Annotated in this window: 12 protein-coding genes; 8 read left to right on the forward strand and 4 right to left on the reverse strand. The window is 46.0% G+C overall.

Features of this window, described 5'->3' with window-relative positions:
* Window positions 1-146: 146 nt before the first annotated feature.
* Both tpiA and ACYVD4_RS02400 read left to right on the forward strand, forming a co-directional pair.
* Window positions 147-911, forward strand: a complete 765-nt coding sequence (gene tpiA / locus ACYVD4_RS02395; RefSeq protein ID WP_460942021.1) for a triose-phosphate isomerase — start codon at window positions 147-149, stop codon at window positions 909-911.
* A gap of 108 nt (window positions 912-1,019) precedes the next feature.
* Window positions 1,020-1,529, forward strand: a complete 510-nt coding sequence (locus ACYVD4_RS02400) for a cupin domain-containing protein (protein ID WP_460942023.1) — start codon at window positions 1,020-1,022, stop codon at window positions 1,527-1,529.
* Between the two features lie 25 nt (window positions 1,530-1,554).
* On the opposite strand, the gene ACYVD4_RS02405 is transcribed toward ACYVD4_RS02400, so the two are convergent.
* From ACYVD4_RS02405 to ACYVD4_RS02415, 3 genes are all read right to left on the reverse strand, one after another.
* On the reverse strand, window positions 1,555-2,613 hold the full coding sequence (locus ACYVD4_RS02405) for a hypothetical protein (protein ID WP_460942025.1): 1,059 nt from the start codon (window positions 2,611-2,613) through the stop codon (window positions 1,555-1,557).
* On the reverse strand, window positions 2,594-3,259 hold the full coding sequence (locus ACYVD4_RS02410) for a hypothetical protein (RefSeq protein WP_460942027.1): 666 nt from the start codon (window positions 3,257-3,259) through the stop codon (window positions 2,594-2,596). The genes ACYVD4_RS02405 and ACYVD4_RS02410 overlap by 20 nt, the downstream gene beginning before the upstream one ends.
* Window positions 3,260-3,355: 96 nt before the next feature.
* Window positions 3,356-3,931: an RNA polymerase sigma factor gene (locus ACYVD4_RS02415; protein ID WP_460942974.1), complete on the reverse strand. Its 576-nt coding sequence runs from the start codon at window positions 3,929-3,931 to the stop codon at window positions 3,356-3,358.
* A gap of 234 nt (window positions 3,932-4,165) precedes the next feature.
* Between ACYVD4_RS02415 and ACYVD4_RS02420 the strand changes: the two genes are divergently transcribed.
* The 4 genes from ACYVD4_RS02420 to ACYVD4_RS02435 all read left to right on the forward strand — a co-directional run bounded on the left by ACYVD4_RS02420 (window position 4,166) and on the right by ACYVD4_RS02435 (window position 9,730).
* On the forward strand, window positions 4,166-6,460 hold the full coding sequence (locus ACYVD4_RS02420) for an ATP-dependent helicase (RefSeq protein ID WP_460942029.1): 2,295 nt from the start codon (window positions 4,166-4,168) through the stop codon (window positions 6,458-6,460).
* A 130-nt stretch (window positions 6,461-6,590) separates the two neighbouring features.
* Entirely contained in the window at window positions 6,591-8,318 is a 1,728-nt protein-coding gene (locus ACYVD4_RS02425; RefSeq protein WP_460942031.1) for an OmpA family protein, read from the forward strand.
* A 111-nt stretch (window positions 8,319-8,429) separates the two neighbouring features.
* Window positions 8,430-9,296: a transglutaminase domain-containing protein gene (locus tag ACYVD4_RS02430; RefSeq protein ID WP_460942033.1), complete on the forward strand. Its 867-nt coding sequence runs from the start codon at window positions 8,430-8,432 to the stop codon at window positions 9,294-9,296.
* 2 nt (window positions 9,297-9,298) lie between these two features.
* Complete coding sequence (locus ACYVD4_RS02435) at window positions 9,299-9,730, forward strand: hypothetical protein (protein ID WP_460942035.1); 432 nt, start codon at window positions 9,299-9,301, stop codon at window positions 9,728-9,730.
* A 62-nt stretch (window positions 9,731-9,792) separates the two neighbouring features.
* On the opposite strand, the gene ACYVD4_RS02440 is transcribed toward ACYVD4_RS02435, so the two are convergent.
* Window positions 9,793-10,728 carry a hypothetical protein gene (locus ACYVD4_RS02440; protein WP_460942037.1) on the reverse strand — a complete coding sequence of 312 codons (936 nt, stop codon included), beginning with the start codon at window positions 10,726-10,728 and terminating at the stop codon, window positions 9,793-9,795.
* Window positions 10,729-11,107: 379 nt separating this feature from the next.
* Here ACYVD4_RS02440 and ACYVD4_RS02445 point away from each other — a divergent pair, with 379 nt between their 5' ends.
* Both ACYVD4_RS02445 and ACYVD4_RS02450 read left to right on the forward strand, forming a co-directional pair.
* Complete coding sequence (locus ACYVD4_RS02445; protein WP_460942039.1) at window positions 11,108-11,941, forward strand: Fpg/Nei family DNA glycosylase; 834 nt, start codon at window positions 11,108-11,110, stop codon at window positions 11,939-11,941.
* A 92-nt stretch (window positions 11,942-12,033) separates the two neighbouring features.
* Window positions 12,034-12,894 (forward strand): pirin family protein, encoded by an 861-nt coding sequence (locus tag ACYVD4_RS02450; protein ID WP_460942041.1) that lies wholly within the window; start codon window positions 12,034-12,036, stop codon window positions 12,892-12,894.
* The last annotated feature ends 13 nt before the right edge of the window (window positions 12,895-12,907 follow it).

The raw sequence follows: 12,907 nt of genomic DNA on the forward strand, positions 1-12,907 counted from the left end.
CGTTTTACCAATGAATGTACTGTCAAATTTTACTCCAACAGCAGGAATCCTTCGGGCGAAAAGCCCTAATTTCGCCCGGAAAATTATTGAACGGTAGTCGTAAAGACGCCATATAAAATTGATTTCGACCACATTACTATTTTGTTATGCGTAAGAAAATTGTTGCTGGCAACTGGAAAATGAATAAAACGGCCGATGAAGCGCAGGCTTTACTATCGGAAGTAATCGGCTTGATTAACGATGAAGTATCGGGCGATGTGGAGGTAGTACTTTGCCCACCCGCTTTATACCTCACAACGGCAGTGCAGGCTGTAACCGCCAGCGACCGCATTTCGGTGGGTGCTCAGAACTGCCATGAAAAAGCATCAGGCGCTTATACAGGCGAGATTTCGGCACCAATGCTACGTTCTATCGGCGTCGATTACGTTATTCTGGGCCATAGCGAACGGCGGCAATATTTTGAAGAAACCAACGCCCAACTTGCCGAAAAAGTCAATATCGCTCTCGAAAATGGCGTTAAGCCAATCTTCTGCTGCGGTGAATCGCGCGATTTGCGCGAAAACGGTGATTATATCGGCTTCGTAAAAAATCAGATTACCGAAAGCCTGTTTCACCTGTCGGCCGAATCATTTGGAAACGTAGTGATTGCTTATGAACCAATCTGGGCTATTGGCACAGGCTTAACGGCTTCGTCGGCACAGGCGCAGGACATGCACTTCGAACTTCGTCAGCACATCGCCAGCCATTACGGTGACGAGGTTGCTCAGGAGACAAGCATTCTTTACGGCGGTAGTGCCAACGAGAAGAATGCCGCTGAACTTTTCGCTCAACCCGACGTAGACGGTGGCCTGATTGGTGGTGCTTCGCTGAAAGCCAAAGAATTCACGATTGTCGTTAAAGCAAACCAATAAAATAAAGAGCGAAAGAGTAGATGAGTGAAATCGGACCGCCGAAGCGGAGCGTCCATTCTAGAAATTCGCTCTTTCACTCATTTACTCTTTCGCTCTTTGAAAATTCCTATGACCGCAGCCGATTATATTCAGGCGTTAAACTTACAGCCTCATCCTGAGGGGGGTTATTTTGCGGAGACGTATCGTGCTGCGGAAAAAGTAGTCTCAGAAGCCTTACCAGATCGATTTGGTGGTGAGCGTTCATTCGGAACGGCGATCTATTTTCTGCTCGAACGTCATCATTTTTCGACGCTTCACCGCATCAAATCCGACGAAATCTGGCATTTCTATGCGGGCAGACCACTCGACGTATTTGTCATTAACGACGACGCTACGTTGACAACGATTCGTCTTGGAAGTAATCTGGCTAACGGTGAAGTATTTCAGGCTGTTGTGCCAGCCGGTTGCTGGTTCGGTTCTAAACCTGTCCAGAACGCTACGTTAACAGATGCTACGTTCTCACTCGTTGGCTGCACCGTAGCACCCGGTTTCGATTTCGCCGATTTCGAGATGGCCGACCGCGACACGATGCTGACCGAATTCCCGCAACACAAGGCGATTATTGAGCTTTTATCATAACTGGGATTTAAAATCCCAGTTATGACTATTTAAAATTCACATTGCCAAACTTCGCCACAACGCGCACTTTCGTGCCTGAGCCGCTGCCAACTTTACCGACGTATTGTTTCGTTAGTCGAGGGCCGCGCTGACCATCATTATCATTTGGTTGTGATTTAAAGTGCATCGTTGAACTCGATGGGTAGTTGAAATTGCCATAGCTCACCGTTACGTCGAAGTCACAATCATTTTCGGCATCAACAGGCAGTGCTACAGACGAATACGAAGCCTGAATGTTTACGTTTTCGGCCGTTTTCGACAATTCTTCGATTCGGAAACCGCCTGAAAATTCGAGCTTAATTTTACCCGACTCGCGTAGCTTACCAATTTTGCCCCCCGAATAATTGATATCGGCATCAAGTTTACCAACATCACCAATGTTCATTTTTCCGAATTTATTAGTCAGTGTCAGTACGTTCGCTTTCGATAGTTCTAGATCTCCGTATTTCACGTCTACTTTCCCCTGGCCCATGTTACCAATATCGGCTTTACCATATGCTACGTCGATGTCATTCTGACGGCTGGTCAGGTCATCGGCTTTAAAATTCCCGTAGCGACTATAAACGGTGAGGGGTGCCTGAAACGCTGGAATATTCGTGTTGCCAAACTTATTACGTACTGTGAGCGCATTTTGGCGAGGCATCATCACTTCGTAATTGATTTTCACGTAGTTACGCTCACCACCATTTTTCCATTTTCCCATGCTCCAGTTCGATATAGAACTCTGGCTAAAGTTGGTACGTACCATAATCTGATTGCCCGACCGTTTTTCTTCAATCGAAACGGCATCCACAAACTTCTGTACTTTCTCGTCTGAATCTGAATTGGCAACAATCGTAATCTGAATTCGAATCTCAGGCTTATCCCACAAACCAACCGATACCTGACCGAATTGATTGTCGACAACTAATTGATCGCTTGGGTCCACATCAAACAACTTGATAATGGTCTTTTTCTTCTCTACATCGCCGATGCCAACTTGCTCTTCAGCCTTTGTCAGCAACGGGCACAGGCAGAGTAGCAGGCTATACAGGATTAGTTTCATTGGTCTGTTCTTTTATACGTTGGATAACACGGAGCTGCTCATTGAGCAGGTTTATCTGAAGTTGCAGGTTCTGAATCATCGCCTGAATAAGTACTTCCTGATTTGGATTTTTAGGCAAATCAGCTTTTAACGACCGGTATGAATTTTCGAGTCGGTCGAGGTCGGTGGCAAACTCCTGATACAACGCCGGATTATCTTCGGTCATCTGTTTCAGTTCCGAACGCTTATCGTCGATGAGTTGCGTATAATGAATTACTTCTTTGGCATAGGTCGGATTAGCCGCTACCACTTCGGGCTGATGCGTAACACCGTATTGCTGATTCATGTAAAAAAAGCAACCTGCCAGTAACATAACCGCAATTGAAGCCGCCACACGCCAGTCGAGCATAGGCCAGCCAATTTGCCGACTGCCCAGCCAACCCGCCGAACGGCGGTCAGAACGCGTCTGGTTTGTATGGATCTGGCGGAATGGCATTGGTGTAACGGGAGGTATCCCATCCATACCAAATCCATCCAGGCTATCTCCGCCCTGACCAGAATTATCCAGTCCGGCTTCTAGTTTGCGCCAGAGATTGCCTGATGGCTCTTTATCGTCAAATGCTTCACGGTTGTCGCGGATGAAGCGTTCTAAATTATCCTTTTTCATAGGTACTATCTACTACGCGAATACATGAATTATTGATGCAACGGTAATCCTGCAAGCAGGCCTTTGTCGTTTACATATAGATTCATGTGTTCTTAATTAGTTTAGTAATTCAAGTAAGCGTTTCTTACCCCGTAAATATTGTGTTCGTGATGTTGTTTCGCTGATACGTAGTACATGCCCGATTTCTTCGTGGTCGTACCCTTCGAATAAATACAGAGATAAAACAACCCGATAGCCTTCGGGGAGCTGCTGCATGGCCTGCCGAACTCGTTCAACTTCGAGCTGAGTGCCTTCTTCGTCATACGGCTCAGTGTCGGCAAAGTCCGGACCATCGTCCTCCCCTATCCGGTGCGATTCAATATCTACTAATTCTAACCGTCTGCTACGCAAATGGTTGATGGCCCGGTTCACAACAATTTGTTTGAGCCAGGCGCCAAACGTACTCTGCCCCCGAAACGACCCAATATGGCTAAAGGCGTCCATAAAGGCTTCCTGCAATACGTCTTCTGCTTCAGCGTCATGATTCACAATGCGCAGACAAACGTTGTACATTGCCTTAACGTACTGCTGATACAACTCATACTGCGCCCGTCGCTCGCCCTGTTGGCAGCGTTTGACCAGGTCAGCATGGCGATCCGGGTACGATGGTCCGAGGTTTCGGTTCGATTCCAACAGATTCAGCAACTCGAGGTGGTTTAGGTTGTAATCGAAAGAAAGATGCAGGAATTTTATGAATGTTGCACAATAATGTAGAAAAAGTAGGCGTTTATCGCAGAACCTCAACCAGAGGGCTATTTAAGGCATTTTTGTGGTAATAAATTTTCAGAAGGAGTCACTACGTTCCGGCAAAGTCCCACCAAATTATTTCGTAATTTTGATTGTTATAGACGGATAGAGACGAGCTGAATGGTTGATTATATTTCTGGTTTAAATGAACCCCAGCGGGAAGCCGTGATGCATGGCAATGGCCCGCTAATGATTATTGCAGGCGCTGGTTCGGGAAAAACCCGTGTGTTAACGTATCGTATTTCTTATTTGATCGAAAACGGTGTTGATCCGTTCCGGATTCTGGCCTTGACGTTTACCAACAAAGCCGCTGGTGAGATGCGTAACCGTATAGAAAAAGTGGTTGGTACGGAAGCCCGTAATATATGGATGGGTACGTTCCACTCCGTTTTTGCCAAAATACTACGTATCGAAGCCAAAGCGATTGGCTACAGTAGCAACTTTTCAATTTACGATACCGACGATTCGAAGTCGTTGCTACGTAGCATTATCAAAGAAATGGCGCTCGATGACAAAGTGTATCGGGTGAACCATGTGTTCGGGCGGATTTCGGGCGCAAAAAATCGGCTTATCGGCCCCGATGATTATCTGAACAATGCTATTATTCAGGCCGATGATGATTCGGCCCGGATGCCTCATATTGGCAAAATCTACAAACAGTATAGTATGCGTTGTTTTGCCGCCAACGCCATGGATTTTGACGATTTGCTGTTCAATACCAACGTACTGTTTCGCGATCATCTGGATATTCTGAACAAATACCAGCATAAGTTCCAGCACGTAATGGTCGATGAGTTTCAGGATACCAACGTATCACAGTACCTCATTACCCGCAAACTGGCGGCTGTTCACGAAAACATCTGCGTAGTGGGCGACGATGCGCAAAGTATCTACGCATTCCGGGGTGCCAACATCGAAAACATTCTCAATTTCCAGCGCGACTATGGCAAAGAAAACGTCAAAATCGTGAAGCTGGAGCAGAATTACCGTTCGACCAAAACCATCGTAGAAGCGGCTAATTCAATTATTTCACGGAACAAAAATCAGTTAGACAAGCACGTCTTTACCGACAATGAAGACGGCCCACTGATCGACGTAATCAAAGCCTCGTCCGACAATGAAGAAGGTCGGCTGGTCGCTTCCGCTATTTTCGAGACCAAAATGAATGAGTCGCTTGTAAACAATGACTTTGCCATTTTATATCGGACCAACGCACAGTCGCGGGCTTTTGAAGAAGCACTACGTAAGGTCAGCATCAAGTACCGGATCATTGGCGGCCTGTCGTTCTACCAACGGAAGGAAATTAAAGACCTGATTGCTTACCTGCGTTTTACTGTAAATCAACAGGATGAAGAAGCGTTCAAACGGATCATCAACCTTCCTAAACGTGGTATTGGCGATACAACCGTAGCCAAAATCAGCGTGATTGCCGCCGAGAAGCAGGATTCGATCTGGGAAATCGTTGCCGAAATCAGCAAACACGTAGCAGGGCGTGCCTCTATTGCCATTGAAGGATTTGCCGATTTGATCAAAAGCTTCAAGCTCCTGCTCGATCAGAAAGATGCCTTTGAAGTGGCTTCGCACATTGCTAAAGCATCGGGTCTGTTGAAAGAACTTTACGACGACAAAACGGTAGAAGGACTCGCCCGTTACGAGAACGTACAGGAATTGCTGAACGCTATCAAAGAATTTGTCGACAATCCAGATAACGAGGATAAAAGCCTCAGCGCTTTCCTTCAGTCGGTTTCTCTATTGACGACGGCCGATGAAAAAGAAGATGATGGCGATAACGACCGGATAACGCTGATGACGATTCACGCGGCTAAAGGACTCGAATTCAAGAACATCTATATTGTTGGGATGGAGGAAGATCTGTTTCCCAGCCAGATGATGCTCGAAAGTCGCAACGATCTTGAGGAAGAACGGCGGTTGTTCTACGTAGCGATTACTCGTGCCGAAAAACGGTTGACGATGTCCTATGCCGAAACACGCTACCACTATGGTCGCCTGAAAATGTGCGAGCCAAGCCGGTTTTTGATGGAGATGGATCAGAAATATCTGAAACTATCAAAGCAACGTTCGGCCCCAAGTCGCCTTGATTTCGACCGACCCGAACGTGACCGTAGTGAAACAACGTCAAGCGGTTCAATGTCTTTTGTCCGGTCACTGGCACAAAAAACAGCTCGCGCGCAGAATCCACAAACGGCTGCATCGCATACGCCTTCTCCCGATTTTGCGCCAACCAGCACCGCCGATCTCGCTGCCGGTCAACGGGTTGAACACGCCAAGTTCGGCTTTGGAACCGTTAAGCAGGTCGATGTCAATGGAACCGATCGCAAAGCAACGATTCAGTTCGAGACTGTAGGCGAAAAGGTTCTGCTGCTAAGTTTTGCAAAACTGCGCGTAGTGGCCTGAATGTTGTGCTGTTACGTATTGAGCAAATAAATCGATTTCATAGTCGAAACAGAGAGAGAAGCTTGTTGTACAAAACCTAACAGTTTCATCGTTTCCTTTATAAAATTCCACGCGCTGTTGTCTTGTCGTTATGAATGCTAATGGTTTTATAGTAGCCAGCCTGATTTTTTCGCTACGTTTCCTTACCCTCGAGGCCCAGGTCAAGACTGACTCAATAGCGGCAGCCAAGCAAAAGGAATACGAAGCCTCTATTCGTGCTAACCAGAACCAACCTGCTCAAACTGCGGCCGCAGCTCCTGTTCCTGCTTCAACAACAACCTCTCAGGCAGCATCCGAAAACCTCGGCAATCAGGTCAATTCGGAATATAATGAGATTAATCCGATGATTGCACCGGATGGTAAAACGCTCTATTTCGCCCGGATAAGTCATCCAAACAATACGCATGGTGCAAAAGGCAGTCAGGATATCTGGTTCTCCGATCTCGATGCTGCTAGCGGTAAATGGGGGCCAGCCCGACGTATGGGATTCCCGCTTAACAAGGATGAGTATAACTGTGCCTATAGCATTACGCCCGACGGTAATACGATGCTTATCAAAGGACAGTATAACAACGGGAATTACGAAACACGCGGCTTTTCGCTGAGTAAAAAAACAGCAAATGGTTGGTCGCCACCGCAAAAAATAAATATTCCCAACTACGTGAACCTGAGCAAAGGTCAATTCGATTGTGGGTTTATGTCGGCCGATGGGAAAGTGTTGCTTATGGCTTTCAGCGAGAAGAAAAACAGCAAAGAAGACGATATCTACGTTAGTTTTCGGGATAAAGACGGCTCGTGGAGCAAACCCATGAGTCTTGGCCCAGAAGTCAATACGAAATTCACCGAAACCACGCCTTTTTTGGCACCCGATGGTGCTACGTTGTATTTCTCCAGTGATCGCGAAGGCGGTATGGGCAGCAACGATATTTACGTCTGCAAGCGGGTCGACAAAACCTGGAAACACTGGTCGAAGCCTGTAAATCTTGGCCCGAAGGTGAATACTGACGGTTACGATGCCTATTATACGTTAGCCGCTTCGGGCGATTATGCGTATCTCACTACGTTTAAAGGTACGATTGGGAAAGGTGATATTGTACGGGTAAAACTTACCGATGATCGTCCGGCGAATGAACCGGGCAAAGTGGGAGGTGGCGACGACGTAGCAAAAAACACCGACAATACCCGCCCCGACCCCGTGGCGTTAATCAGCGGAAAAGTAATTGATCAGAAAACCGGGAAACCCGTCGAAGCACGTATAATTTATCAGACATTACCCGACGGTGCTGAAGCGGGCGAAGCTACATCAGACCCTATTACGGGCGAGTATAAAATCGTATTGCCGTATGGTCAGAAATACACCATGCGGGCAGTTGCTAAGGATTTTATTGCCGAGGGAGATAATATTGATCTGACCAAACAAAAAGGTTTTCAGGAAATTACAGGCAAAGAGCTAAAAATGGTGCCGATTGAAGTAGGTCGGACAGTTCGTCTCAACAATATTTTCTTCGATACAGGTAAATCGGAGCTACGTCCTGAATCCGGCCCCGAACTCGACCGTTTGGTAACTACACTCAACGAGACACCCAAAATGGTTATTGAAGTTCGCGGACATACCGATAACACGGGCTCCAACGAAATCAACAATAAACTCTCACAAGATCGCGCTGATGCGGTTCGGGAATATTTTATCAGCAAAGGCATTGAACCTGACCGGGTTGCCAGTAAAGGTTTTGGCGAAAGCAAACCCGTTGCTACCAATGACACCGAAGACGGTCGTCAGCAAAACCGCCGGGTTGAGTTTGTTATCGTGAAGAAATAAAAATCTTTTCGTGCCAACGTAGCAAATAATAGTGGTCTCTACCAACCAATAGTGTTTCTTTGGGTTAACTGATTGATACAACTGTCTTCTCCATCTATTAACTCATAAACTATGCAACTCAATGCTGGCTGTGAACTGTCGTTCGACGTTCAAAGCCCTACTCCTTTAGTGCTTATGCTCCGGCCTCGCTCTGGTGCCGGCCAATGGATTATCCGCGAAGAATACCACATTACTCCTATTGTCAACGTAACTGAATTTACCGATATCTACGGCAATTTATGCCAGCGGGTTCTGGCTCCCGAAGGGCCGTTTTCGATTCATTTTTCCGCTACCGTACAAACAGCCGATCTGATCGACGTATCACCCGGTGCTCCTTACACACCTGTTCAGGAACTTCCCGACGACGTACTACACTATACGCTGCCGAGTCGGTACTGCCAATCGGATCAGTTGGGCGATTTAGCCGAAGAAATTACCCAGAACGTAGAACCCGGTTACGATCAGGCCGAAGCGATTCGTAAATGGATACACACAAATATTAAATATCAATACGGCACCAGCGACGCCAGTACATCGGCCATCGACACGGCAGATAAACGCATCGGTGTTTGCCGCGATTTCACCCATTTAGGAATTTCGTTGTGTCGGGCGTTAAATATTCCAGCGCGAATGGTCGTTGGTTATTTATACCAACTCGACCCAATGGACCTCCATGCTTGGTTCGAAGCGTATGTAGACGGCCGTTGGTTTACGTTCGACGCTACGCAGGAGCAACCTCGTGGAAATCGGATTACGGTTGCTTATGGTCGTGATGCCGCCGACGTAGCGTTTACGACCCAGTTTGGTCCGATGAATTTGACCGATATGAAAGTTTGGGTCGATCTGGCACAAGCTGAGACAAATGAAGGTGAGAAAAAAGCTGAAGAGGCTCCAACGCTTTCATCCTCAGTTGGGTCTAACCAGCAAACCGAGAATTGACAATGAAAAAACGACTGCTTTTTTGTGCGTTTATTGGCTCGCTGACGGCCTGTCAGCATACTCCAGACATTCAGCCCAACCTTGCCACACCGGCGAGCGAAGCAGTCGGTACGTATCAAAGCAATTTTTTTCTTGATCCTTCGTCGGTTGATTTACCTAGTAGCCAGATGCCTTATGTGCAGCTAAAAGCTGAGTCCGATAGTCAGGTAACGCTCACATATACAAAACTTTATCCGGCTAGAACCGATCTATCAGTAAAGCACGTATCTGTTATCCGCCAGAACGATACCATTCGACTTCGACTGGGCAATTCAGACATTGGCACCCTCCTGACTGATCGAGCATTTACTAGCAATGGTATGGAAAAACAGGGGAAACTGTTACGTCTTACGCATTCGCAGAGTTCGCTGTCATTTACTGGCCTCAAGCAATAGAAGTTCTAAACTAAAAAAGCGCGACTCCGTTGGGAGCCGCGCTTTTTTTTGGTCTTATTAGACTAGCGAACAGCAAATTCGCCAGAACCAATCCGGAAACCTTCTGAATATAGTTCTACTGTGTATTTACCTGGTTTGTAAGGAATACCACGGCTATACAGCAGCTCAACATTCTGTCCGGTACTTGTGTAGTTTACGGTTTGTTTAGTGGTATAGATCGTTTCATTACCATCAACCGTAAATGTTCCAGAGCCGTTAGCCATATCCGATACAACGGCACCCGATGGATCAAGAACCCGCACAAATACATCTTTAGGCTCTTCTTTGGTCAGCGGATTGTCGAGCAGCGTGTAGGTAAGTTTGATTTTGTCCAGACGTTTTGCTTTGTATGAATCGTCCTCTTTTACTTTACCTTTCGCATTCACAGCAAATATTTTCACATTCTGTGCTTTTAGCGCAGCAGCCCGTGTTACTTTCGTACTCAGCTCTTCATTCTGTGCCACGAACGTAGTAACGGAGTCGCGCAGTTGCTGACGATTGGTTTTCAAACCTGTATTTTCTTCGTCCAGCGTTTTTACGTTGGTTGCCAACGTAACGTTCTCACGCTGAAGGTTAGAAATAAGCGAATCTTTTTCGACCAGATACGCTTCATATTCTTTGATTTTGGCTTCGTATTTAGCGATAGAAACCCGATTACCTCTTTTCAGAGCAACTTTATCTGTTTCCAGTTGCGCTCTTACTTTTTTCAGTTCGGTAACATCACCGCCTAGTTTTTCTACTTCAGCAATTTTAGCATCCAGCGCTGTCGAAATCGAATCCAGTTTTACACGAGTTGTCGAGAGTTCTTCAACACGTTCAGAAATTGTCACTTCCTGGTTTTCAGAAACTTTCTTCTGATCGAAATACAGATAACTTGATACACCGGCTAAACCTGTCATAATGATTAAAGCCGCTAATAATGCACCGCTGGTTTTTGGTTTTTGCGAATTATTTTCCATTTCAGTTTTTCAGTTTAACAATTTAACATGCACAAACTTGTAAAAGAAGCCGCTTTCGCGGTTGTGTAGAGGTTGTTGCATTAATCTTTTAATAGTGAATGAAACGTAAACACTGCGATTTGAGCTAACTCGCTCAGTTGCACTAATTACCGGAACGTTGGTTAAAGCGAACGTATTGTGGCTAAGAACTAAGACAAGTCAAAAAAGGTTTTTTCTGCCCCCCTCAATTGCACCAAAACTACGCATTGATTATCAACAATATATACCATTAAATAAATTTTAAATTTCTATAAATGTAAATCTATTCATTCAGCAGACTATGTATAGTATAATAACAACCAAGTCAGACCAGTTGTTATGCTTCAAATCTGTATAACCAATGCCTGAACTACCCGAGGTTGAAATCAGACGGCAATATCTCGAAACATCGTCTCTCTATCAACCCATTAGCCATATCGACGTTGAAGACCGAAAGCTCCTGACTACGGATTATAATACGTTAGTCAATACGTTAGCTGGTCTTCAATTTACAGGTACCGAACGGGTTGGAAAGAATCTGTTTGTACTCACTGATGACCCAGACGTGATTGTTCATATGCATTTCGGCATGACTGGCGATCTGGAATATTACCACGCTTCACTTAATCGGCCCCGCTTTGCCCGAATCGTATTTGAGTTTGCCAGTGGATTTAACCTCGGCTTTCTCTGCCCGAGAAAATTCGAACGTATTGGCCTGATCGACAATATCGATACGTTTCTTCAACGCAAAAAAATCGGCAGTGATGGTCTGGCTATTACGCTACCTGAACTAACAAAGAATATTCGAAGGAAAAAGGCACTGATAAAACCGGTTCTTCTTGATCAGAGTGTAGTGGCCGGTCTAGGGAACTGGATTGTTGATGAAGTTTTATTTCACGCTTACATCCACCCTGAGCAACGTGCTGATACGTTAACCGATGAACAGTTAAGTCAATTACATAGCGCGATTCGGCTCGTACTGGAAACAGCCATTCGTTACGAAGCAACGTATCGTGATTTTCCAGCCAGCTTTCTTATACACGTTCGCGAATGGGATGACTCCCCTTACGACGACGTTGAAGCGCACAAGTTCTGCCCGCGTTGTAATACATATATCGAGCGTTCAGTTGTTGGTGGCCGTACTACGTTCTTCTGCCCTAAAGAGCAGATTTGGTCCGCAAACAGGGCATCATAAATTTTTCAACTCACTAATAATCAAACAAATAAATAGTAGTGAACTTGTATCTGGGTAGAATCGTTTAGAAATTACATGTAGATACATGAATTATGAAAACGTTACGTACTATATCCGAAATAAATACCGCTACGCCTAACAGCGTTGGCGACGGTTTTATTGGCCTGAACGCCTTTCATCCACAAGGCTCGCGTCCGTTCAATCCGTTTTTACTGTTAGATCATCATGGTCCGATGCAGGTAAAACCTTCCGAACGTCCACGCGGTGTCGATGAGCATCCGCACCGGGGTTTCGAAACGGTAACTATCGTATATGAAGGTGCGCTTGAACACCGCGATTCAGCCGGTAACTACGGAAAACTCTTTGCGGGCGATGTGCAGTGGATGACGGCTGCTTCAGGAATTATTCATGAAGAAAAACACGAAAAGGAATTTTCGCGCCAGGGTGGTCAGTTAGATTTTGTTCAGTTGTGGGTCAATTTGCCCGCCAAAGATAAAATGAATCCGCCCCGTTATCAGGATATTGCCGCAACCCGTATTCCGACCATTACGTTGCCCAACGGTGGTTTGCTACGTGTAATTGCTGGTGAACTAGCTGGTTCGAAAGGCCCGGCCAATACGTTTAGCCCGGTTACGGTAGCTGATCTAACTTTAACAGGAAATCAATCGGAAACGCTTGAGTTTCCTACTAGCCATTCGGTCATGGTTTACGTATTGAGTGGTTCGGCAACGATATTGGGCAATGCCGTGAACCGTGGGCAGATTGCGCTAATGAATGCAGACGGCGATTCAGTAGGCATTTCAACCACCACAAACGCCAAACTCCTAATTCTGGCTGGTGAACCAATCCGCGAACCGCTTGCCGCTTATGGCCCATTTGTGATGAATACGCGGGAAGAACTGCTTGAAGCCTTCAACGATTTTCAGGAAGGACGAATGGGTGTACTGAATTAAGCGTCCAGATTAT

The organism is Spirosoma daeguense, from assembly GCF_054776875.1.